Below are 21,682 nucleotides of genomic sequence, written 5' to 3' on the forward strand. Positions count from 1 at the left end.
CTGGGCAGCGGTGGGGAGAGGGTCGGCCACTGTGCGCGACGCGTTCGGGGGCGTCAATGATCGCCGGGTGCCGGCGTGCGCGCCAGGCAATAGACATCCACCCGCGACGCCCCCGCGCGCATCAGCAGGCGCGCCAGCTGCTGGGCCGTGGCGCCGGTGGTCAGCACGTCGTCGACCAACCCCAGGTGCAGGCCGCGTGGCTGCGCGGCGGGGCGCAGCGAGAAAGCGCCGCGCAGGTTGCGGCGGCGGGTGGCGGCGTCGAGCTTCTGTTGGGCAGGCGCGTCAGCGGTGCGTTGCAGCCAGTCGCTGCGCTGGGCGATCTGCAGTGCGCTACCAATCACCTCGGCGAGCATCTGCGCCTGGTTGAAGCCGCGCTGCCGCTGGCGTTTCGGCGATAGCGGAACGGCAAGCAATAGATCGGGGCGCGGCAGCCCCTCATTGAAGGCGTGGCTCAGGTGGCGCGCGAGCAGGTCGCCGAGCAGGCGACCCATGGGCCAGTGGGCCTGGTGCTTGAAACGATTGATCTGCGCGTCCACCGGGAAAGCATAGCGCCAGGGCGCCTCGACGCGGCTGAAGGAGGGCGGCCGCCTCAGGCAGCTGCCGCAGGTCAGGCCATCCACCGCCAGCGGCAGGGCGCAGACCTGGCAATGCGGGCCAAGCCACGGCAACTCGGCATCGCAGTCGGCGCAGAGTGGTAGGCGCGTATCGATCCGCTCGTCACAGAGCAGGCAGGTTTGTTTTATTTTTAACCAGCTGTAAACCTGTGTGAATAACGATTGTTGACAGCGCATGAGGCTTCCTTAACTATTTCGCACATCCGTGAAAGGGCCCGCCTCCGACTGAAGCAGGCCGTCTGTTGATAAGGACTTGCCCCCATGAGCGCCGGTACCGCCTCCCCCACGCGTCACGATTGGAGTCTGAACGAAGTTCGGGCGCTGTTTGAACAACCGTTCAATGACCTGCTGTTTCAAGCCCAGACCGTGCACCGCGCGCACTTCGACGCCAACCGCGTGCAGGTCTCGACGCTGCTGTCGATCAAGACCGGCGCCTGCCCGGAAGACTGCAAGTACTGCCCGCAGTCCGGCCACTACAACACCGGCCTGGACAAGCAGAAGCTGATGGAGGTGCAGAAAGTCCTGGAAGCGGCGGCCGAGGCCAAGGCCATCGGTTCGACTCGCTTCTGCATGGGCGCGGCCTGGAAGCATCCGTCTGCCAAGGACATGCCTTACGTGTTGAAGATGGTCGAAGGCGTAAAGGCTCTGGGTCTCGAAACCTGCATGACCCTGGGCAAGCTCGACAGGGAGCAGACCGCCGCCCTGGCCGAGGCGGGCCTGGATTACTACAACCACAACCTCGATACCTCGCCGGAGTTCTACGGCAGCATCATTACCACCCGCACCTACAGCGAGCGCCTGCAGACCCTGGCCTACGTACGTGACGCGGGCATGAAGATCTGCTCGGGCGGCATTCTCGGCATGGGCGAGTCGCTGGACGACCGCGCCGGCCTGCTGATTCAGCTCGCCAACCTGCCCGAGCACCCGGAGTCGGTGCCGATCAACATGCTGGTCAAGGTCGAGGGCACACCGCTGGCCAACGAGGAAGACGTCGACCCCTTCGACTTCATCCGCATGCTGGCCGTGGCGCGCATCATGATGCCCAAGTCCCACGTGCGCCTGTCCGCCGGCCGCGAGGCAATGAACGAGCAGATGCAGGCCCTGGCCTTCTTCGCCGGCGCCAATTCGATCTTCTACGGCGAAAAACTGCTGACCACCGCCAATCCCCAGGCCGACAAGGACATGCAGCTGTTCGCCCGGCTCGGCATCCAGCCCGAGGCGCGTGAGGAGCACGCCGACGAAGTGCACCAGGCCGCCATCGAGCAGGCGCTGGTTGAGCAGCGTGATTCGCGGCTGTTCTACGACGCCGCCGTCTGATCCTTGCAGAGCGCCTGCTCTTTGCCGGTGCGCCGTGATGGTCGCCGGTGAGCGCTGGACGCTCTGCGCTTTACGGTGAACCCATGAGTTTCGATCTTGCCGCTCGCCTGGCCGAGCGCCGCGCTGCCGATCTGTATCGCCAGCGCCCCCTGCTGGGCAGCCCCCAGGGGCCCCTGGTAGAGGTGGATGGCCGCCGATTGCTGGCCTTCTGTTCCAACGATTACCTGGGCCTGGCCAACCACCCCCAGGTGATCGAAGCCTGGCGTGCGGGCGCCCAGCGCTGGGGCGTTGGCGGCGGCGCTTCGCACCTGGTGATCGGCCATAGCACGCCGCACCATGAACTGGAAGAAGCCCTGGCCGATTTCACCGGGCGGCCGCGCGCATTGCTGTTTTCAACGGGTTACATGGCCAATCTGGGCGCGGTCACGGCGCTGGTGGGCAAGGGCGATTCGGTGCTCGAGGATCGCCTCAACCATGCCTCGCTACTGGACGCCGGCCTGCTCAGCGGCGCACGTTTTTCACGCTACCTGCACAACGATGCGCAGAGCCTCGCCAGCCGCCTGGCCAAGGCCGAGGGCAATACCCTGGTGGTCTGCGACGGCGTGTTCAGCATGGATGGCGACGTCGCCGACCTGCCGGCGCTGTGCGCCGAGGCGCGGCGCCACGACGCCTGGGTGATGGTCGATGATGCCCACGGCTTCGGCACTTTGGGCGCCACTGGCGGCGGCGTGGTCGAGCACTTCGGATTGGGCATCGATGAGGTGCCAGTGCTGGTCGGCACCCTTGGCAAGGCATTCGGCACCGCTGGCGCCTTCGTGGCGGGCAGCGATGAACTGATCGACACCCTGGTGCAATTCGCCCGGCCGTACATCTACACCACCAGCCAGCCGCCGGCGCTGGCCTGCGCCACCCTCAAGAGCCTGGAGCTCTTGCGCAGCGAACACTGGCGCCGTGAGCATCTGGCGGCGCTGATCGCGCGCTTTCGCCAAGGCGCCGCCACGCTCGGGCTTACGCTGATGGAGAGCGACACTGCCATCCAGCCGATCCTGATTGGCGATAGCGGCCGTGCCATGGCCTTGTCCCAGGCCTTGCGCGAGCGCGGCATTCTGGTCACCGCGATTCGCCCCCCTACCGTTCCGGCGGGCAGCGCGCGCCTGCGGGTGACCCTGTCCGCGGCCCATGAGCTTGATCAGGTGGATCGACTGCTCGATGCTCTGGCCCAGTGCGCGGCGCAACTGCCAGGGGAATCCGCGTCATGACGGCGTCAATGATTCTGCTGCCCGGCTGGGGGCTGGGCAGCGCGCCGCTCGTGCCAATGGCCGAGGCGCTGGACGAGCATTTTCAAGTGCGCATCGAAGCCTTGCCGGCATTCGAACACGCCGATATCGAGCGTTGCTTGGATGTGCTGGACACGCGTATTCCCCGTGGCGTCTGGCTGGGGGGCTGGTCTCTGGGTGGCATGCTCGCCACCCTGCTAGCGGCACGCCGCGGCGCGGATTGCGCAGGTCTGCTGACGCTGGCCAGCAATGCACGGTTCATCGCCGATGAAGCCTGGCCGATGGCGATGCCGGCGGCGACCTTTACGGCCTTTCGTAACGCCTACGCGCAGAACAGCACGGCGACGCTCAAGCGTTTCGCCATGCTTTGCAGCCAGGGTGCCAGCGATGCCCGAGGGCTATCCCGCCATTTACTGGCGCAGGCAACTGGCGTCGACTCGCTTGCCGGGCTGGATCTGCTCGCCACGCTCGATACCCGGGCTGCGCTGCAGCAGTTCACCGGGCCGCAACTTCATCTGTTCGCAGGTGCCGATGCGATGGTGCCGGAGAGCGCTGCGGCTGCCATCCAGGCATTGCAGCCGGCCGCCGAAGTGCAGGTTTTGAGGGGAGCAAGTCACGCCTTCATGCTGGAGCAGGCTCATGAGGTGGCAGCCAGCTTGCTTCGCTTCAGGGAGATACGAACTTGAGCGCGCGGCCGGACAAGCGCCGGGTGGCCGCCTCCTTTTCCAGGGCCGCCAGCAGTTACGACAGCGTCGCGCAGTTGCAGCGTGATGTTGGGCGGCAGCTGCTGTGGTACCTGCCGCTGTCCGTGCAGCCCGAGCGCTGGCTGGATGTGGGCTGCGGCACCGGTTTTTTCAGCCGCGCGCTGACGGATTGGTATCCGCGCAGCGAAGGCATTGCTGTGGATATCGCCGAGGGCATGCTGCAGCACGCCCGGCAGGCGGGCGGCGCCCAGACTTTCGTGGCCGGTGACGCCGAGCAGCTGCCGCTGCGCGATACCTGTTGCGACCTGATCTTCTCCAGCCTGGCGCTGCAATGGTGCGCGGACTTCGCCGCGGTGCTCGGCGAGGCCCATCGCGTGTTGCGGCCGGGCGGTGTACTGGCGTTCAGCAGCCTGTGCGTGGGCACCTTGCAGGAGCTGCGCGACAGCTGGCAGGCGGTGGACGGCTTCGTGCACGTCAACCGCTTTCGTACTGCCGAGGATTACCAGGCGCTGTGTGCGGCCAGCGGCTTTCAGGTGGATCGCCTGCAGGTGCGTGCCCATCGTTTGCACTACGCCGATCTGCGTAGCCTCACCGACGGCCTCAAGGCGCTCGGTGCCCACAATCTCAATGACGGTCGACCAACTGGGCTGACCGGTCGCGCACGGCTGCGTGCGTTGGCCGATGCCTACGAACGGCGGCGCCAGCCCGAGGGCCTGCCGTGCACGTACCAAGTCATCTACGGCGTATTGCAGAAGGAGCCCCGATCATGAACGCTGCCTATTTCGTTACCGGTACCGATACCGAAATCGGCAAGACCACCATCGCTGCCGGGCTGCTGCACGCCGCACGGCGCAATGGGCGGTCGACCGCGGCGGCCAAGCCGGTCGCTTCCGGCTGCCAGCTCACCGCCGAGGGGCTGCGCAACGACGACGCATTGGCGCTGCTTGCGCAATGCACGCTGCCGCTGCGCTATGACGAGGTGAATCCGTTGGCGTTCGCGCCGGCCATCGCGCCGCACCTGGCTGCCCGTGACGAAGGCGTGGCGCTCGAAGTACCGGCGTTGCATCGAGCGGTGCGGTCGATCCTGGACAAGGGCGCGGACTTCACCCTGGTCGAGGGCGCCGGTGGCTGGCGCGTGCCACTGGGCGGCATGGCCACTCTGGCCGACCTGGCGTTGGCGTTGAATGTCCCGGTGATTCTGGTGGTCGGCGTGCGGCTGGGCTGCATCAATCACGCGGTGCTGAGCGCCGAAGCGATCATCGGCGATGGTCTGCCGCTGGCTGGCTGGGTGGCCAACGTGGTGGACCCGCAGGTCGCACGCTTGCAGGACAACCTCGATACGCTCGCCGAGCGGCTGCCGGCTCCTTGCATCGGTCAGGTACCGTACCTGTCGTCGGCGTCAGCGGAGCAGGTGGCACGACATCTCGATTTATCGCGTTTGATGCTATGAACGCCGGCTCTTGCAGCATTTTTGGCTGTACAGTTTTTGAGCGGCTTCTGCTTAAATGCACCCTATAAAGTTCCTGCAGCAGGAAACGTCCCATGCAGATCTCTTCCACCAGTGCATTCAACGCTGGCATCAATACCATTCAGTCCGGCCAGCGCCGGGTCGACCAGGCCGCCGGTGAGATCGCCAGCGCCCCGGTGACTGCCGAACGTGCCCAGGCCAACGAGCCGTCCGCGGCCCGTGCCGACATCGCCGAGAACATGGTCGAGATGCGTGTCGGTCAGTACGAGGCCCAGGCTGGCGCTCGCGTCGTGCAGACAGCGGACAAGGTGCTGGGCACCTTGATCGATGTCACCGCCTAAATCGCAGCGCTTTTTCGGGTACCTCTAAAAACGCTGACAACGCAGGTAGTTTTTAGAGGTGCCCGGCCGGGGCGCTCGACTCCAGGAGGGACAACGACATGCAAATTGCCGGTTTTTCCTCCGCCTATTCATTCGCCTCGCCGGTTTCGGCAACTGTTCCCCGCCCTATCGAGTCCGCCAGTTCGCCCGATCTGGCCCGCGCCTCGTTCGCACCCGTAGGCGCCGGTGCTGAAACCGATTCTTCCAAAGCGCCGACCTCGCAAGAAGAGCAGGACAAGCCGCAGAATTCTTCGGCAGATACCGCCGCCACCGGCCAACCAGGCGAGCCACGAACTGCCCAGGAAGAGCAGAAGCTGCAACTGGTGATCAGCGAGCTGGCCAATCGTGACCGAGAAGTGCGCGCCCATGAACAGGCCCATGCCGCCGTTGGTGGCGTGCATGCCGGTTCGCCCACTTATACCTACACCCAGGGGCCGGACGGCAAGCGCTATGCCTCCGGTGGCGAGGTGAGCATCGATGTCGGCGCAGTCGCCAACGACCCGCAGGCCACCCTGACCAAGATGGAAATCGTCATCCGCGCGGCGCTGGCGCCTGCCGAACCGTCCGCGCAGGATCGCAGCGTCGCCAGCCAGGCCCAGGCGCAAATGGCGGTGGCGCGTGCCGAGTTGGCGGCGATGCAGCGTGGCGAGGGTGAGGCCGAAAAAGCCCCTGCCGACGAAGACGCAGAAAAAAGCGACGACCCGTCGGTCACGTCCGATGACGCCTCGAGCCGGCCAGTGCCTGCCGGCATCAGTCTTTATGCCGCATCCGCGGATGAGCAGAGGCCTTCCGGGTTGCTCGATCTTCGCGCCTGAGCGCGCATGAGTGGCCTTGACAGCAATTGGGCGTAAACGTATGTTTCAAACATGCGTTTGAGAGATTGCCAGGCAATCTTTCCCACGGCCATCCTGCACACGACCGCCCACCGGTCATCCCAAACAAAAGAGACCACCCGCAGAGGTACCCGCTATGCCTGAATACAAGGCCCCCTTGCGCGATATCCGTTTCGTACGTGACGAGCTGCTCGGCTATGACGCGCATTACCAGAGCCTGCCCGGCTGCCAGGACGCCACGCCAGACATGGTCGACGCGATCCTCGAAGAAGGCGCCAAGTTCTGCGAGCAGGTGCTCTCTCCCCTGAACCGCGTGGGCGACACCGAAGGCTGCACCTGGAGCGAATCCGGCGTGAAGACGCCGACCGGCTTCAAGGAAGCCTACAAGCAGTTCGTCGAAGGCGGCTGGCCGAGCCTCGCCCATGACGTCGAACACGGTGGTCAGGGCCTGCCGGAATCCCTGGGCCTGGCGGTCAGCGAAATGGTCGGCACTGCCAACTGGTCGTGGGGCATGTACCCGGGCCTGTCCCACGGTGCGATGAACACCATTTCCGCCCACGGCACCGAAGAGCAGCAGCACACCTACCTGACCAAGCTGGTATCCGGCGAGTGGACCGGCACCATGTGCCTGACCGAGCCGCATTGCGGCACCGACCTGGGCATGCTGCGCACCAAGGCCGAGCCGAAGGCCGATGGTTCCTACAGCATTTCAGGCACCAAGATCTTCATCTCCGCGGGTGAACACGACATGGCCGACAACATCGTCCATATCGTCCTGGCTCGCCTGCCCGATGCGCCGGCCGGCACCAAGGGGATCTCTCTGTTCATCGTGCCCAAGTTCCTGCCCAACGCTGAAGGCGGCGTGGGCGAGCGCAATGGCGTGACCTGCGGTTCCATCGAGCACAAGATGGGCATCCACGGTAACGCCACCTGCGTGATGAACTTCGATTCGGCCACGGGCTTTCTGATCGGCCCGCCGAACAAGGGCCTGAACTGCATGTTCACCTTCATGAACACCGCACGCCTGGGTACCGCCCTGCAGGGCCTGGCCCATGCCGAGCTGGGTTTCCAGGGCGCCATCAAGTACGCCCGTGAGCGCCTGCAGATGCGTTCGCTGACCGGCCCGAAAGCCCCGGAAAAAGCCGCCGACCCGATCATCGTGCATCCGGACGTGCGCCGCATGCTGTTGACCATGAAGGCGTTCGCCGAAGGCAACCGGGCGATGGTCTACTTCACCGCCAAGCAGGTGGACATCCTCAAGCACAGCCAGGATGAAGAGCAGAAGAAAACCGCGGATGGCCTGATGGCTTTTCTTACCCCGATCGCCAAGGCGTTCATGACCGAGGTGGGTTTCGAATCCGCGTCCCATGGTATGCAGGTCTATGGCGGCCACGGTTTCATCAGCGAGTGGGGCATGGAGCAGAACCTGCGCGATTGCCGTATCTCGATGATGTACGAAGGCACCACCGGTGTTCAGGCTCTCGACCTGTTGGGCCGCAAGGTGCTGATGACCCAGGGCGAAGCGCTCAAGGGCTTCACCAAGATCGTCCACAAGTTCTGCCAGGCCAACGAGGGCGTTGAGGCGCTCAAGGCGTTCGTCGAGCCGCTGGCCAAGCTCAACAAGGAGTGGGGCGAGGTCACCATGAAGATCGGTATGGCCGCCATGAAGGATCGTGAGGAAGTCGGTGCCGCTTCGGTCGACTACCTGATGTATTCCGGTTACGTCTGCCTGGCCTACTTCTGGGCCGACATGGCGCGCGTGGCGGCCGAGAAGATCGCTTCCGGTGAAGGTGACCAGGCGTTCTACAAGGCCAAACTGCAGACTGCGCAGTTCTACTACGCGCGCATCCTGCCGCGCACCCGCACTCACGTAGCGGCCATGCTGGCCGGCGCCAGCAGCCTGATGGACATGAGCGAAGAGGATTTCGCCCTCAGCTACTGATCGCGCGAGTGGTAAACCGAACCGCGGCCCAGTGCCGCGGTTTTTTATGGGGCCAGCGCACGCTCCCGGCAGGCGCGGCGTGCGTCGGCGGCCAATTACAGGCAAAATGCCAGTCTCTTTCTGGTCATGGCGGAGCTGGTCTTGCCGCGTCTCGTCGCGTTGCGCCTGGGGCATTTTCTGCCGGCATTGCTGCTGCTTGGCGGTGGCCTGCTGGCCGCGACATTGCCGACCCTGACCGACTTCTTCACCTCGCTGTTCAACGTGCTGCCTACCTCGCTGCTGTTGCTCGGCGGCACCTTCTGCATGGTCTACGGCCGCCAGCGCGAGCTGTTCATGTTGCTGGTGCTCTACCTGGGTTACTTTCTGCTCGACGAACAGGCCGATTACTACCGTGAGTTCGGCCGGGTGCGCGACGACGCGGCGCTGGTCTTTCACCTCAGCAGCCTGTTGCTGCCCGCGCTCTACGGCTTGTTTGCGTTGTGGCGCGAGCGCACCCACCTGATCCAGGATCTGGTCGCCCGGGGCGCCGTGCTGCTGGCCGTCGGCGGGGTAGCCGCAGCGCTCGCGCGGCGTTATCCACACGGATTGGAACAATGGCTGTCGGTGATTCGCTGGCCGTCGCTGCATGCCGAGTGGATGAGCCTGGTGCAACTGGCGTACCCGGTGTTCCTGCTGGTGATCACCGCGTTGCTGGTCCAGTACCTGCGCACGCCCCGTCCCGTGCATGCCGTACAGCTGATGGGTGCGCTGGCGCTCTTCTGGATGCTGCCCAACACCTTCATCCAGCCCCACGCGCTGCAGGTGATGTCCAGCGTGGTAATGCTGATGATCGTCGTCGGCGTAGCCCATGAGGCTTACCAGATGGCGTTTCGCGACGAGCTGACCGGGTTGCCCGGGCGCCGCGCTCTGAACGAGCGCCTGCAGCGCCTGGGGCGCAATTACGTGATCGCCATGGCCGACGTCGATCACTTCAAGAAATTCAATGACACCCACGGTCATGACGTTGGCGACCAGGTGCTGCGCGTGGTGGCCAGCCAGCTGCGCAAGGTGGGCGGCGGCGGCAAGGTGTACCGCTACGGTGGTGAGGAATTCACCCTGGTGTTTCCCGGCAAGGAAATCGAGCAGTGCCTGCCGCACCTGGAGGCTGTACGCCAGGCGGTCGAGCGCTACCAGATCCAGTTACGCGATCGTCAGCAACGTCCGGCTGACGACAAGGTCGGACGCCAGCGCAGGGCCGGCTCGGGAGCGTCCCAGGTGTCGGTGACGGTGAGCATCGGCGTGGCCCAGCCCGGCCTTGAGCACCGCAGCGTGGAGGCGGTGCTCAAGGCCGCGGACAAGGCGCTTTATGGCGCCAAGAGCGCCGGGCGCAACTGCGTGAGCAGCCAGGCGCAGCGCCGTCGTGGGGCGGTGAAACTGAAGGCTGAAGCCAGCTGACCGATCAGTGGTTGATCGGTCACGACACGACCCTATGTGTCTGAAAAGTTGTTGGGCTAGACTCGGCTTCTGACCGTGCTACCGAGGACTTCCCATGGCCGACTACAAAGCCCCCCTGCGTGACATGCGCTTCGTGCTCAACGAGGTTTTCCAGGTTTCCAGACTCTGGGCGCAGCTGCCTGCCCTGGCCGAGGTCGTCGACGAGGAAACCGCCAATGCGATCCTCGAAGAGGCGGGCAAGATCACCGCCGGCATGATCGCCCCCTTGAACCGCGGCAGCGACGAAGAGGGCTGCACCTGGGCCAATCATGAAGTGCGCACGCCGGCTGGCTTCCTCGAGGCCTACCAGGCCTACGCCGAGGGCGGCTGGGTTGGCGTGGGTGGTGACCCGCAGTTCGGCGGCATGGGGATGCCCAAGGTGATTTCCGCCCAGGTCGAGGAAATGGTCAATTCGTCCAGTCTGTCCTTCGGTCTCTACCCGATGCTCACCGCCGGTGCCTGCCTGTCTATCAACGCCCATGCCAGCGAAGAACTCAAGCAGGCCTACCTGCCGAACATGTATGCCGGCGTCTGGGCCGGCTCGATGTGCCTGACCGAACCCCATGCCGGCACCGACCTGGGCATCATCCGCACCAAGGCCGAACCCCAGGCCGACGGCAGCTACAAGGTCAGCGGCACCAAGATCTTCATCACCGGTGGTGAGCACGACCTGACCGAGAACATCATCCACCTGGTGCTGGCCAAACTGCCGGATGCACCAGCCGGGCCCAAGGGCATTTCGCTGTTTCTGGTGCCCAAGTTCATGGTCAATGCCGACGGTTCGCTGGGCGAGCGCAACGCGGTTTCCTGCGGCTCGATCGAACACAAGATGGGCATCAAGGCCTCGAGCACCTGCGTGATGAACTTCGATGGCGCCACCGGCTACATCATCGATGCGCCGAATCGCGGCCTGGCAGCGATGTTCACCATGATGAACTACGAGCGCCTGGGCGTCGGCATCCAGGGGCTTTCTACCGGCGAGCGCTCCTACCAGAGTGCCATCGAGTACGCCCGTGAGCGTATCCAGAGCCGCGCGCCGACCGGTGCGGTGGCCAAGGACAAGGCGGCCGATCCGATCATCGTGCACCCGGACGTGCGCCGCATGCTGCTGACCATGAAGGCGTTCAACGAGGGCGGCCGCGCTTTCTCCAGCTACGTGGCCCTGCAGCTCGACACCGCCAAGTACAGCGAAGACGAAGCCACCCGCAAGCGCGCCGAAGAGCTGGTGGCGCTGCTGACCCCCGTGGCCAAGGCCTTCCTTACCGACCTGGGGTTGGAGACCACCATCCACGGCCAGCAGGTGTTCGGTGGTCACGGTTACGTGCGCGAATGGGGCCAGGAGCAGCTGGTTCGCGACTGCCGCATCACGCAGATCTACGAAGGCACCAACGGCATTCAGGCGCTGGATCTGGTCGGCCGCAAGATCGTCGGCAGTGGCGGCGCGTTCTGCCGGCACTTCACCGAAGAGGTGCGGGCCTTCGCCAGCGACGAGGCGCTGGCCGAGGAGTTCAAGGCGCCGCTGCTGGAGGCCGTGGACATTCTGGAGATGCAGACTCAGGCATTGCTCGAGCGTGCGCGGGTCAATCCCAATGAGATCGGTGCCGCTTCGGTGGAGTACCTGCATCTGTTCGGCTACACCGCTTACGCCTACATGTGGGCGAAGATGGCCAAGGTGGCGCAGGGCAAGGAAGGGCAGGATGATTTCTATGTCAGCAAGCTGGGCACCGCACGGTTCTACTTCGCGCGCTTGCTGCCGCGCATCCACTCGCTGAATGCTTCGGTGAGCGCAGGTAGCGACAGCCTTTATCTGCTGGCGGCCGAGCAATTCTGAGGTGCGGGCCGCGTGTAGGCGAATGCTTACACGCAGTTCTGCCTTTGGCCACTATTGGCCTTCGCGCGCCAGGCGTAATCTTCACTTCAAGGACTTAGCGCAGGAAGCGCACTGAACAGACAGGGATACGTGGGACGCTGCCAGGATGGCGCGCTGATCAAGGATGTCAGGTTCAAGTCTGTAAAACCCCGCCTCGGCGGGGTTTTCTTTTTGCGCGACGAAAATGTCCGTGAGTCGCTGCGGCAAGAGCCCGGATGGGCTCTTGCGGTATTGGCGTCAGGCGGTCTTTTCCACCCACGCGGCGAAGGTGTCGATGTACTTCTGCAGAAAGGGCTTGATGTTGTCGTTCAGCTTGCCACTTTCATCGAAGAAGTTACCGGCGCCGCCCAGGTAGGCCTCGGGCTGTTGCAGTACCGGCATGTCAAGAAACACCAGGGCCTGGCGCAGCTGGTGATTGGCGCCGAAGCCTCCGATGGCGCCTGGCGAGGCGCTGACCACACCGGCCGGCTTGCCGCTCAGGGCACTCTGCCCATAAGGCCGCGAGGCGACATCCACGGCGTTCTTCATTGGTGCGGGAATCGAGCGATTGTATTCGGGGGTCACGAACAGTACGGCGTCAGCGGCTTTGAGCGCGTTGCGAAAGGTGGTGTAAGCGGCCGGTGCCGGATCGACGTCGATGTCCTCGTTGTACAGCGGCAGGTCGCCGATTTCGACGATCGACAGTTTCAGGTGCTGCGGCGCGAGGTCGGCAAGTGCCAGAGCCAGCTTGCGGTTGATCGACGCCTTGCGCAGGCTGCCGACCAGTACGGCCACGTTGTACGTTTTGCTCATGGAAACTCTCCTGGAAAGGGTTGGAGCTGTTATAGACAGGGCTAGCACACTATAGACTCCGTTCGACGTTAGGAAAGCTCATGAGCCTGTCTGGCACGCGATGTGGCGGCGGTGAGCATGCGATTTTTCTGGAACCGGATGTTGCCGGCACCAGTCGATTGTGGGGTAACGCCCGGTTGGGCCCACTAATAGGACTACCATCATGGATCTGATCCGCATTCTGATCGCCATTCTTCTCCCGCCGTTGGGGGTTTTCCTGCAGGTCGGCTTCGCTGGCGCCTTCTGGCTGAACATCCTGCTGACGTTGCTTGGTTACTTTCCGGGCATCATTCATGCCGTGTACATCATCGCCAAGCGCTGACGTTCAGGCGTTTACAAGAACCGCGCACTGTGCGCGGTTTTTTATTGCCTGCAGAAAATATCTGCCGTGCTGTTGCTGTATGACAACCTTCCTGAGTTGTTCCTTTTTGGCGTGCTTGGTGAGACTTCCGCATCGCCGTATGCAGATGGAAGATTCACGCCTTGGACTGTTTTTCTTCAGCTTTTCCACATTTCATGTGTGGCTTCGAGTGTGCGGGTATAGTTTACTTAAATGGCTGTTTTTATTTGTTTTTTAGTGTTGTTTAGACGCTTTTTAGAGTGATGGTGATGGCCATTTGATGGGCAGATAAGCCCCATTTTTCTTCTTTACAGCTTCTTGACAGCGTTCGGGATAACGGCAATTATCTGCTTATTCGCTGTATGACAACATACATCGGGCCACTCAAATAATCACAAGATCCAAGGCGCGTTCAATGAAGATCACTCAGGTCAATGTCGAGGTTTTCACCTACCCCACCCGCCGCAGCGTCGACGCGGCCGGCCACGCCCATCCGGGCGAAGAGTCGCTGGCCAAGATGGCCATGCTGCGCGTCGCTACTGAGGATGGCACTGAAGGCTATGCGTTCGGGGCGCCCGAACTGATTCGCCCACACATCATCGACAGCTTCGTGCGCAAGGTGCTGATCGGTCAGAACGCCCTGGACCGCGAGAAGATCTGGCAGGACCTGGCCCATTGGCAGCGCGGCAGTGCCAGTCAGTTGACCGACCGCGCTCTGGCGCTGGTCGAGCAGGCGCTGTGGGACTGGGCCGGTCGCAAGTTCAAGCAGCCGGTGCACAAGCTCATCGGCGGCTATCGCGACAAGGTGCTGGCCTATGGGTCGACCATGTGTGGTGACGACCTGCCGGGCGGCCTGTCGACCCCAGAGGAGTACGGCCGCTTCGCCGAGCACCTGGTTGCCCGTGGCTACAAGGCGATCAAGCTGCACACTTGGATGCCGCCGATCTCCTTCGCGCCAGACCCTAAGATGGACGTGCGCGCCTGCGCCGCGGTGCGCGAGGCGGTCGGCCCGGATATCGCGCTGATGCTCGACGGCTATCACTGGTACAGCCGTACCGACGCGCTGTATATCGGCCGTGAGCTGGAGAAGCTCGACTTCGCCTGGTTCGAAGAGCCGATGATGGAGGAGTCCGCCGAGTCCTATGCGTGGCTGGCGGCCAACCTGGACATCCCGGTACTGGGCCCGGAATCCCTCGGCGGCAAGTACATGAGCCGTGCCAGCTGGGTCGGGCAGGGCGCCTGTGACATTCTGCGCGCCGGTGTGGCCGGGGTCGGCGGTATTGCGCCGTGCTTGAAGGTCGCGCACCTGGCCGAAGCCTACGGCATGCACTGCGAGATCCACGGTAACGGTGCAGCCAACCTGGCGGTGGTCGGTGCGATCAAGAACTGCGACTGGTACGAGCGCGGCCTGCTGCACCCGTTCCTCGAATACGACGACGTGCCGGCCTACCTGAACAGCATCGTCGACCCGATGGACCGCGACGGCTACGTGCACCTGCCGGATCGCCCGGGCCTCGGCGAGGACATCAACTTCGCCTACATCGAGACCAACACCGTCAATCGCTATTGATGCACCTCTGCGCAGCCGTGCGCGGCTGCGCCGTTTCTGAGTCGAATAAATATAAGAAGGCCGTCTCATGATCAAACCACTTCCGCATCTGCTGGCGGGCCTGCTGGCCGCCACCCTGGCACTGGGCACCGCCACCGCGGTGCAGGCCAAGACGCCTGCCGACCAGCTCATCGTCGGCATGAGCATGATCAACCTGTTGTCCCTCGATCCGGCCGCCGCCACTGGCCTGGACGTTTCCGAGGTCAACGCCAACCTGTACGACATGCTGCTGGTGCAGGACGCTTCCGCGCCGGACACCCTGGTGCCGGCCCTGGCCGAGCGCTGGGAGATCAGCGACGACCACAAGACGCTGACCTTCCACTTGCGCAGCGGCGTCAAGTTCCACTCCGGTAACGAGCTGACCGCCCGGGACGTGATCTGGTCGCTGCAGCGCGTGCTCAAGCTCAACCTGGCGCTGGCCTCGACCTGGAAGGCCTACGGCTTCACCGCCGATAACGTCGAACAGCAGATCCGTGCGACCGACGACCACACCGTGGTGATCGAACTGGCTCGCCCGACCGACCCGATGCTGGTGCTCAATACCCTGGCCACCTCGCCCAGTGCCTTCATCCTCGACAAGAAAGAGGTGCTCAAGCACGACAAGAATGGCGACATGGGCGGCGCCTGGCTGACCACCAACGCAGCGGGCAGCGGGCCGTTCGTGCTCAACGCCTGGCGCGCCAACGACGTGATTCTGATGACCCGTTTCGAGGATTACTGGGGTGGCCCGGCCAAGCTCAAGCGCGTGGTGATGCGCAACATGACCGAGTCGCAGTCGCTGCGCCTGATGGTCGAGCGGGGTGACCTGGACATCGCCCGTGGCATGTCGGCACCGGACATCACCGCACTGAGCAGCTCGGACAAGGTCAAGACCCAGACCGTGCAGCGCGGCACCCTTTACTACGTGGCGCTGAGCACCAAGCAGCCGATGTTCGCCGACGCCCGCGTGCGCAAGGCGGTTCGCTCGCTGATCGACTACCAGGGCATCAACGATGTGGTGATGCCGCACTACGGCACCCTCAACCAGCGCCCGATGCCGCTCGGCCTGCCGGCGCGCCTGGATGATCCGGGCTATCGCCTGAACGTCGAGGAAGCCAAGAAGTTGCTCGCCGAGGCCGGCTACCCGGATGGTTTCCAGACCACCATTCGCGTGCTCGCCGAACCCCCGTTCATCAATATCGCCTCCAGCCTGCAGTCGACCCTGGCCCAGGCCGGCATCAAGGCACGCATCGTCACCGGTACCGGCACCCAGGTGTACGGCTCCATGCGCGAGCGCACCTTCGACATCATCGTCGGCCGCGGCGGCGGCGGTGCCGAGCGGCACCCGCACTCCAGTCTACGCACCCTGGTGTACAACCCGGATAACCGCGACGAAGCCAAGCTGAGCAACTTCCAGGGCTGGCGCACCTCGTTCCACAGCCCGGAGCTCAACGCGCTGATCGAGCAGGCCGAAGTGGAACCGGACAAGCAGAAGCAACTGGAGCTGTATCACCAGTTTCAGAATCTCTACGACGAGCAGGTTGGCGCCATCATGCCGATCTCGCAGATGACCGACACGGTGGTGATCTACCACGATGTGGTCGGCTACGTCGGTCACAGCGCGGCGACCACGCGCTACAAGGATGTGCACAAGGATCGTTGAGCCGCCGGGCGGCTCAGGCCGCCCGATGCGACACGGACACGAACTCGCTGCGATCAATCGGGAGCTCCTCATGTTTGCTTCGACTGCGTCTTTCTTCGGCACGCGGATGGGCGGCACCTCACGCCGTTTCGGTGCGGTGCTGATGACCCTGCTGGGCCTCTTGGCCATGACCTTCTTCATCGGCCGCGTGATGCCTCTGGACCCGGTGCTGGCGGTGGTCGGCCCGGATGCCGATAGCTCCACCTATGACCAGGTCTATCAGGCCATGGGCCTCGACCGACCACTGCTGGTGCAGTTCGGCTATTACCTGCGCGACCTGGCCCAGGGCAATTTCGGCAACGCGCTGCTCACCGGCCATCCGGTGATCGAGGACATCGCCCGGGTGTTCCCGGCGACCATCGAGTTGGCCACCCTGGCGATCATCTTCGGCGTGGTGATCGGCCTACCGCTGGGCGTGTTCGCCGCTGCCAACCAGGGGCGCATCGGCGATCACCTGGCCCGCGTGGTCACCCTGTTCGGTTACTCCACGCCGATCTTCTGGCTGGGCATGATGGGCCTTCTGGTGTTCTACGCCTGGCTCGGATGGGCCGGCGGGGCAGGGCGCATCGACCTGGCGTACGACGGCATGGTGCCGTCGGTAACCGGCATGCTGCTGATCGACAGCGCCATCGCCGGCGACTGGGAAGCCTTCTCCAGCGCGCTCAAGCACATCCTCCTGCCGGCACTGATCCTGGGCCTCAACTCGGTGGCCTACATCAGCCGCATGACGCGCAGCTTCATGCTCGAGCAGCTGTCCCAGGAATACATCCTCACCGCCCGGGTCAAGGGCCTGTCGCGGCGCAAGGTGATCTGGGGCCATGCCTTCCGCAACATTCTCGTGCAGTTGCTCACCGTGGTGGCGCTTGCCTACGGCTCGCTACTCGAAGGCGCGGTGCTGATCGAGACGGTGTTCGCCTGGCCCGGCTTCGGCCAGTACCTGACCAGCAGCCTGCTGCTCGGCGACATGAATGCGGTGATGGGGTGCGTGCTGGTGATCGGCTTCATCTTCGTCGGCCTCAACCTGCTCAGCGATGCCCTGTACAAGGTGTTCGATCCGCGCACCCGCTGACCTGATACCCACCAATCGATTGCAGCCCTTCAATAATTACAAAATAGGGATATCCGCATGAAATCGTTTCGCTCCACCGTGCTGAGCGCGGTACTCGGTGCGCTGCTGTGCGCCGCTCCACTGCTGAACGCCCAGGCCAAGACGCCAGACGATCAACTGATCGTCGGCATGAGCATGGCCAACCTGTTCTCCATCGACCCGGCCAACGCACCGGGGCTGGATGCCTCGGGCATCAATGCCAACCTGTACGACACGCTGATCCTGCGCAAGGACGGCAGCCCCGACGAGCACGTGCCGCAACTGGCCGAGCGCTGGGAAGTCAGCGAGGACGGTCGCCAACTGACCTTCCACCTGCGCAGCGACGCGCGTTTCCATTCCGGCAATCCGGTCACCGCCGAAGACGTGGCCTGGTCGCTGTATCGCGTGCTCAAGCTCAACTACGGCCTGGCCACCACCTGGAAGGCCTACGGCTACACGCTGGACAACATTCAGCAGTTGATCCGCGCCAGCGACGAATCGACCCTGGTCATCGACCTGCCGCAGCCGACCGACCCGCTGCTGATGATCGACACCCTGGCCACCTCGCCAAGCGCCGTGGTGCTGGATCGCAAGACCGTGCTCGAGCACGAGAAGAACGGCGACCTCGGCGCCGCCTGGCTGGTGACCAACGAAGCTGGCAGCGGCCCGTTCACCCTCAGCGCCTGGCGCGCCAACGACACCCTGGTGATGACCGCATTCGCCGATTACTGGGGCGGCGCCAGCAAGCTCAAACGCGTGCTGATCCGTCATATCACCGAGTCGCAGTCGCTTCGCCTGATGCTCGAGCGCGGTGACCTGGACATGGGCTACGGCATGGCCGCCTCCGACGTCCAGGCGCTGGCTGCCAAGGGCCAGATGCAGATCCAGACCCTGCCGCGCGGCACTATGTATTACGTGGCGATGAGCATGAAGTCGGCGCCGTTCGATGACATTCGTGTGCGCAAGGCCGTGCGCTCGCTGATCGACTACCAGGGCCTGGACAAGGTGGTGATGCCTTATTACGGCAAGCTCAACCAGCAGCCGATGCAGCTGGGTTTGGAGGCGCGCCTGCCGGATCCTGGCTACACACTGGACGTCGAGGCCGCCAAGAAACTGCTGGCCGAGGCCGGCCACCCGCAGGGCTTCAAGACCACCATCCGCACCCTGGCCGAGCCGCCGTTCGTGAATATCGCCGCCAGCCTGCAGTCGACCCTGGCCCAGGCCGGCATCCAGGCGAGCATCATCACCGGCACCGGCAACCAGGTGTACGGCGCCATGCGTGCGCGCAACTTCGAGATCATCGTGGCCCGCGGCGCCGAGCGTTATCCGCATCCGTATTTCAGCCTGCGCACCTTCGTCTACAACCCGGACAACCGCGATGATGCCGGCATCGCCAACTTCCAGGGCTGGCGCACGGCCTTCCAGGACGCCGAACTCAACGGCCTGATCGACAAGCTCGGGGTGGAGCGTGACGAAGCCGCCAAGCTGAGCATGTACCACCGCGTGCAGCAGCGTTACGACGAGCTGGCGGGGCCGATCATGATGATCTCGCAGATGACCGATCCGGTGGTCAGCGCGGCCGACGTCAAGGGATTCCAGGGCGCCGATGCCGAGGCGACGCGTTACCTGGGTGTGTACAAGCAGCGTTGAGCGATCGGGCGCAGCACTGCGCCCGGTACCGAGCGAATCGAGTAACGGAGGCATACGATGATTGCCAACATCTCTTCATCTTCATCCCTGAAACGGGCGAACGGCCAGGCGCCGGTCTCCGCGTTCCAGGCGTTCCGTCTGAGCAGCGTGCGGGTCATGCAGCACCTGCTGCGCAACCCCATGACGCTGATGGGCTCCGCCGTGGTGGCGCTGCTGGTGCTGGTGGCGGCCTTCGCACCGTTGATCGCCACCCACGACCCCATCGTGCAGAACCTCGGCAACGCCCTGCAGGCACCGAGCGCGGCGCACTGGTTCGGCACCGACGAGTTCGGCCGCGACGTGTTCAGCCGGCTGGTCTACGGCTCGCGCATCACCCTGTACATCATTGCCCTGGTGACCATCATCGTCGGTCCTATCGGCCTGTTGATCGGCACCGTTTCCGGCTACTTCGGCGGCTTCGTCGACGCGCTTTTCATGCGCATCACCGACATCTTCATTTCGTTCCCCAGCCTGGTGCTGGCGCTGGCCTTCATCGCCGCCCTGGGCCCAGGCCTGGAGCACGCGGTGATTGCCATCGCGCTGACCTCCTGGCCACCGATCGCCCGTCTGGCCCGGGCGGAAACCCTGTCGCTACGCAACGCCGACTTCGTGGTCGCCGTGCAGCTGCAGGGCGCCTCGTCGCCGCGCATCATCCTGCGTCACATCATGCCCATGTGCCTGTCGTCGGTGATCATCCGCCTGACCATGAACATGGCCAGCATCATTCTCACCGCCGCTGCCCTGGGCTTTCTCGGCCTGGGCGCCCAGGCGCCGCTGCCGGAGTGGGGTGCGATGATTTCCACCGGGCGTCGTTACATGCTCGAGTGTTGGTGGCTGGTAGCCGTTCCGGGGGCAACCATCATGCTGGTCAGCCTGGCGTTCAACCTGTTGGGTGACGGTCTGCGCGACGTCCTCGACCCGCGCAGCAATTAAGGAGGCAGCATGTCTGCGATCAAACTCGACGTGCAGGATCTCTGCGTGCGCTTCACCAGTGGCCGCAAGGAGGTCGATGCAGTGCGCAACGTCTCCTTCAGCCTCGGCCGCGAGAAGCTGGCCATCGTCGGCGAATCCGGCTCGGGCAAATCCACCGTGGGCCGCAGCCTGCTGCGTCTGCACCCGGCCAGTGCGCGGATCACCGCCAAGGCCATGACCCTGGGCGACGTCGACCTGCTGACCGCCAGCGAGAAACAGGTGCAGGCGATTCGTGGCAAGCGCATCTCGATGATCATGCAGGATCCCAAGTACTCGCTGAACCCGGTGGTACGCGTCGGCGAGCAGATCGCCGAGGCCTACCTGGCGCACCACCGCGCCAGCAAGGCCGACGCCCGCGAGCGGGTGCTGGACATGCTCGACAAGGTGCACATCCGTGATCCGCAACGGGTGTACGGGCTCTACCCGCACGAGGTGTCGGGCGGCATGGCGCAGCGCATCATGATCGCCATGATGGTGATTACCGACCCCGACATCATCGTCGCCGACGAGCCGACCTCGGCACTCGACGTCTCGGTGCGCCGCCAGGTGCTCAGCGTGCTCGACGAGCTGGTCAGCCAGCGCGACCTGGGGCTGATCCTGATCAGCCACGACCTCAACATGGTGCGCAGTTTCTGCGACCGCGTGCTGGTGATGTACGCCGGCCGTGTGGTCGAGGCACTGGACGCCGCCGAGCTGGACAACGCCATGCATCCCTACACCCAGGGCCTACTGGCCGCATTGCCGAGCATCGATCGCCCCCGTCCGCGTCTGCCCAACCTGCAGCGCGATCCCCTCTGGCTGACTCATTGAGGAACCCCCCATGGCCATGATCGAAGTGGATTCACTCAACCTCAGTTTCGGCGACAGCGCGGCGCGCAGTCAGGTGCTCTACGACGTTGCCCTGCGCGTCGAGGAGGGCGAGTCGTTCGGCCTGGTCGGCGAGTCCGGCTCGGGCAAGACCACGGTGCTGCGTTGCCTGGCCGGGCAGTACCGGCACTGGGAAGGGCAGCTGAGCATCGCCGGGCGCGGTTTGCGCCACAAGCTCGACCTGGCGCATTTCCGTCAGGTGCAGATGGTCTTCCAGGACCCCTACGGCTCGCTGCACCCGCGGCACACCATCGACTCGGCGCTCAGCGAACCACTCGCCGTGCATGGCATCGGCAACCGCGGCGATCGGGTCACCGCGATCCTCAACAAGGTCGGCCTGAATGACAGCTTCCGCTATCGCTACCCGCATCAGTTGTCCGGTGGGCAGCGCCAGCGCGTGGCCATCGCCCGCGCCTTGATTCTCGAGCCGCGCGTGCTGCTGCTCGACGAGCCGACCTCGGCGCTGGACGTGTCCGTGCAGGCGGAGATTCTCAACCTGCTCTCCGACCTGCGCGAGCAGGAAGGCCTGACCTACCTGATGGTCACCCATGACCTGGGCGTGGTCGCCCATCTCTGCGACCGCGTGGCGGTCATGCAGCACGGGCGCATCGTCGAAACCCTCGACACCGCGCTGCTGGCGCAGAACCGCGCCAAGCATGCCTACACCCAGTTGCTGGTCGATGCCAGCCGCGACATCGGTGCCGTCGCACCCCCCTGATAGCCAGACG

The 21,682-nt window shown here is 64.3% G+C and carries 20 protein-coding genes; 18 read left to right on the forward strand and 2 right to left on the reverse strand.

Annotated features, from left to right (window positions below; translation table 11 throughout):
• Positions 1-53: 53 nt before the first annotated feature.
• Positions 54-791, reverse strand: coding sequence for a ComF family protein (locus tag BVH06_RS01270; RefSeq protein ID WP_075932902.1), 738 nt, complete (start codon positions 789-791; stop codon positions 54-56).
• Between the two features lie 84 nt (positions 792-875).
• Here BVH06_RS01270 and bioB point away from each other — a divergent pair, with 84 nt between their 5' ends.
• The 10 genes from bioB (at position 876) to BVH06_RS01320 (ending at position 11,839) form a co-directional block, all read left to right on the forward strand.
• A complete protein-coding gene (bioB, locus tag BVH06_RS01275) occupies positions 876-1,931 on the forward strand; it encodes a biotin synthase BioB (protein ID WP_075932903.1) in 1,056 nt (351 codons plus the stop codon).
• A gap of 83 nt (positions 1,932-2,014) precedes the next feature.
• Positions 2,015-3,190 (forward strand): 8-amino-7-oxononanoate synthase, encoded by a 1,176-nt coding sequence (gene bioF, locus BVH06_RS01280; RefSeq protein WP_075928823.1) that lies wholly within the window; start codon positions 2,015-2,017, stop codon positions 3,188-3,190.
• Positions 3,187-3,894 carry an alpha/beta fold hydrolase gene (locus BVH06_RS01285; protein WP_075932904.1) on the forward strand — a complete coding sequence of 236 codons (708 nt, stop codon included), beginning with the start codon at positions 3,187-3,189 and terminating at the stop codon, positions 3,892-3,894. Before bioF ends, BVH06_RS01285 begins: the two co-directional genes overlap by 4 nt.
• On the forward strand, positions 3,891-4,682 hold the full coding sequence (gene bioC / locus BVH06_RS01290) for a malonyl-ACP O-methyltransferase BioC (protein WP_075932905.1): 792 nt from the start codon (positions 3,891-3,893) through the stop codon (positions 4,680-4,682). Before BVH06_RS01285 ends, bioC begins: the two co-directional genes overlap by 4 nt.
• Complete coding sequence (bioD, locus tag BVH06_RS01295) at positions 4,679-5,362, forward strand: dethiobiotin synthase (RefSeq protein ID WP_075932906.1); 684 nt, start codon at positions 4,679-4,681, stop codon at positions 5,360-5,362. The genes bioC and bioD overlap by 4 nt, the downstream gene beginning before the upstream one ends.
• 92 nt (positions 5,363-5,454) lie before the next feature.
• Positions 5,455-5,721, forward strand: coding sequence for a hypothetical protein (locus BVH06_RS01300; RefSeq protein WP_070884509.1), 267 nt, complete (start codon positions 5,455-5,457; stop codon positions 5,719-5,721).
• A 98-nt stretch (positions 5,722-5,819) separates the two neighbouring features.
• Entirely contained in the window at positions 5,820-6,575 is a 756-nt protein-coding gene (locus tag BVH06_RS01305; RefSeq protein ID WP_075932907.1) for a putative metalloprotease CJM1_0395 family protein, read from the forward strand.
• Positions 6,576-6,729: 154 nt separating this feature from the next.
• Positions 6,730-8,535: a phenylacyl-CoA dehydrogenase gene (locus BVH06_RS01310; RefSeq protein ID WP_075928829.1), complete on the forward strand. Its 1,806-nt coding sequence runs from the start codon at positions 6,730-6,732 to the stop codon at positions 8,533-8,535.
• 141 nt (positions 8,536-8,676) lie between these two features.
• Positions 8,677-9,969, forward strand: coding sequence for a diguanylate cyclase (locus BVH06_RS01315; protein ID WP_075932955.1), 1,293 nt, complete (start codon positions 8,677-8,679; stop codon positions 9,967-9,969).
• A 94-nt stretch (positions 9,970-10,063) separates the two neighbouring features.
• A complete protein-coding gene (locus BVH06_RS01320) occupies positions 10,064-11,839 on the forward strand; it encodes an acyl-CoA dehydrogenase C-terminal domain-containing protein (protein ID WP_075932908.1) in 1,776 nt (591 codons plus the stop codon).
• A gap of 276 nt (positions 11,840-12,115) precedes the next feature.
• Here the strand turns inward: BVH06_RS01320 and BVH06_RS01325 are convergent, their stop codons facing one another.
• Positions 12,116-12,670 carry an NADPH-dependent FMN reductase gene (locus tag BVH06_RS01325; protein ID WP_075932909.1) on the reverse strand — a complete coding sequence of 185 codons (555 nt, stop codon included), beginning with the start codon at positions 12,668-12,670 and terminating at the stop codon, positions 12,116-12,118.
• A gap of 202 nt (positions 12,671-12,872) precedes the next feature.
• On the opposite strand from BVH06_RS01325, the gene BVH06_RS01330 reads away from it, so the two are divergent.
• The 8 genes from BVH06_RS01330 to BVH06_RS01365 all read left to right on the forward strand — a co-directional run bounded on the left by BVH06_RS01330 (position 12,873) and on the right by BVH06_RS01365 (position 21,672).
• Positions 12,873-13,031, forward strand: a complete 159-nt coding sequence (locus BVH06_RS01330) for a YqaE/Pmp3 family membrane protein (protein WP_070884503.1) — start codon at positions 12,873-12,875, stop codon at positions 13,029-13,031.
• Between the two features lie 433 nt (positions 13,032-13,464).
• On the forward strand, positions 13,465-14,619 hold the full coding sequence (locus BVH06_RS01335; RefSeq protein ID WP_075932910.1) for a mandelate racemase family protein: 1,155 nt from the start codon (positions 13,465-13,467) through the stop codon (positions 14,617-14,619).
• 67 nt (positions 14,620-14,686) lie between these two features.
• Positions 14,687-16,300, forward strand: coding sequence for an ABC transporter substrate-binding protein (locus BVH06_RS01340; protein WP_075932911.1), 1,614 nt, complete (start codon positions 14,687-14,689; stop codon positions 16,298-16,300).
• Positions 16,301-16,370: 70 nt separating this feature from the next.
• Positions 16,371-17,408 carry an ABC transporter permease gene (locus tag BVH06_RS01345; RefSeq protein WP_027903101.1) on the forward strand — a complete coding sequence of 346 codons (1,038 nt, stop codon included), beginning with the start codon at positions 16,371-16,373 and terminating at the stop codon, positions 17,406-17,408.
• A gap of 57 nt (positions 17,409-17,465) precedes the next feature.
• Positions 17,466-19,076: an ABC transporter substrate-binding protein gene (locus BVH06_RS01350; RefSeq protein ID WP_075932912.1), complete on the forward strand. Its 1,611-nt coding sequence runs from the start codon at positions 17,466-17,468 to the stop codon at positions 19,074-19,076.
• 57 nt (positions 19,077-19,133) lie between these two features.
• The gene (locus BVH06_RS01355; RefSeq protein WP_075928835.1) at positions 19,134-20,048 is read left to right on the forward strand and encodes an ABC transporter permease; all 915 of its coding nucleotides are present in this window, start codon (positions 19,134-19,136) and stop codon (positions 20,046-20,048) included.
• A 9-nt stretch (positions 20,049-20,057) separates the two neighbouring features.
• Positions 20,058-20,897, forward strand: coding sequence for an ABC transporter ATP-binding protein (locus BVH06_RS01360; protein ID WP_075932913.1), 840 nt, complete (start codon positions 20,058-20,060; stop codon positions 20,895-20,897).
• Positions 20,898-20,907: 10 nt separating this feature from the next.
• Positions 20,908-21,672: an ABC transporter ATP-binding protein gene (locus BVH06_RS01365; protein ID WP_075932914.1), complete on the forward strand. Its 765-nt coding sequence runs from the start codon at positions 20,908-20,910 to the stop codon at positions 21,670-21,672.
• Positions 21,673-21,682: the final 10 nt, after the last annotated feature.

This window comes from Pseudomonas sp. PA27(2017), assembly GCF_001945445.1.
Taxonomy (GTDB): domain Bacteria; phylum Pseudomonadota; class Gammaproteobacteria; order Pseudomonadales; family Pseudomonadaceae; genus Aquipseudomonas.

Excerpts from the sequence above, each read along its gene's own strand:
- bioD (WP_075932906.1), top strand. The coding sequence starts at position 4,679 with ATGAACGCTGCCTATTTCGTTACCGGTACCGATACCGAAATCGGCAAG.
- BVH06_RS01305 (WP_075932907.1), top strand. The coding sequence starts at position 5,820 with ATGCAAATTGCCGGTTTTTCCTCCGCCTATTCATTCGCCTCGCCGGTT.
- BVH06_RS01320 (WP_075932908.1), top strand. The coding sequence starts at position 10,064 with ATGGCCGACTACAAAGCCCCCCTGCGTGACATGCGCTTCGTGCTCAAC.
- BVH06_RS01360 (WP_075932913.1), top strand. The coding sequence starts at position 20,058 with ATGTCTGCGATCAAACTCGACGTGCAGGATCTCTGCGTGCGCTTCACC.
- BVH06_RS01330 (WP_070884503.1), top strand. The coding sequence starts at position 12,873 with ATGGATCTGATCCGCATTCTGATCGCCATTCTTCTCCCGCCGTTGGGG.
- BVH06_RS01285 (WP_075932904.1), top strand. The coding sequence starts at position 3,187 with ATGACGGCGTCAATGATTCTGCTGCCCGGCTGGGGGCTGGGCAGCGCG.
- BVH06_RS01345 (WP_027903101.1), top strand. The coding sequence starts at position 16,371 with ATGTTTGCTTCGACTGCGTCTTTCTTCGGCACGCGGATGGGCGGCACC.
- bioB (WP_075932903.1), top strand. The coding sequence starts at position 876 with ATGAGCGCCGGTACCGCCTCCCCCACGCGTCACGATTGGAGTCTGAAC.
- BVH06_RS01300 (WP_070884509.1), top strand. The coding sequence starts at position 5,455 with ATGCAGATCTCTTCCACCAGTGCATTCAACGCTGGCATCAATACCATT.
- BVH06_RS01365 (WP_075932914.1), top strand. The coding sequence starts at position 20,908 with ATGGCCATGATCGAAGTGGATTCACTCAACCTCAGTTTCGGCGACAGC.
- BVH06_RS01325 (WP_075932909.1), bottom strand. The coding sequence starts at position 12,670 with ATGAGCAAAACGTACAACGTGGCCGTACTGGTCGGCAGCCTGCGCAAG.
- BVH06_RS01310 (WP_075928829.1), top strand. The coding sequence starts at position 6,730 with ATGCCTGAATACAAGGCCCCCTTGCGCGATATCCGTTTCGTACGTGAC.
- bioF (WP_075928823.1), top strand. The coding sequence starts at position 2,015 with ATGAGTTTCGATCTTGCCGCTCGCCTGGCCGAGCGCCGCGCTGCCGAT.
- BVH06_RS01355 (WP_075928835.1), top strand. The coding sequence starts at position 19,134 with ATGATTGCCAACATCTCTTCATCTTCATCCCTGAAACGGGCGAACGGC.
- BVH06_RS01335 (WP_075932910.1), top strand. The coding sequence starts at position 13,465 with ATGAAGATCACTCAGGTCAATGTCGAGGTTTTCACCTACCCCACCCGC.
- BVH06_RS01270 (WP_075932902.1), bottom strand. The coding sequence starts at position 791 with ATGCGCTGTCAACAATCGTTATTCACACAGGTTTACAGCTGGTTAAAA.
- BVH06_RS01340 (WP_075932911.1), top strand. The coding sequence starts at position 14,687 with ATGATCAAACCACTTCCGCATCTGCTGGCGGGCCTGCTGGCCGCCACC.
- BVH06_RS01350 (WP_075932912.1), top strand. The coding sequence starts at position 17,466 with ATGAAATCGTTTCGCTCCACCGTGCTGAGCGCGGTACTCGGTGCGCTG.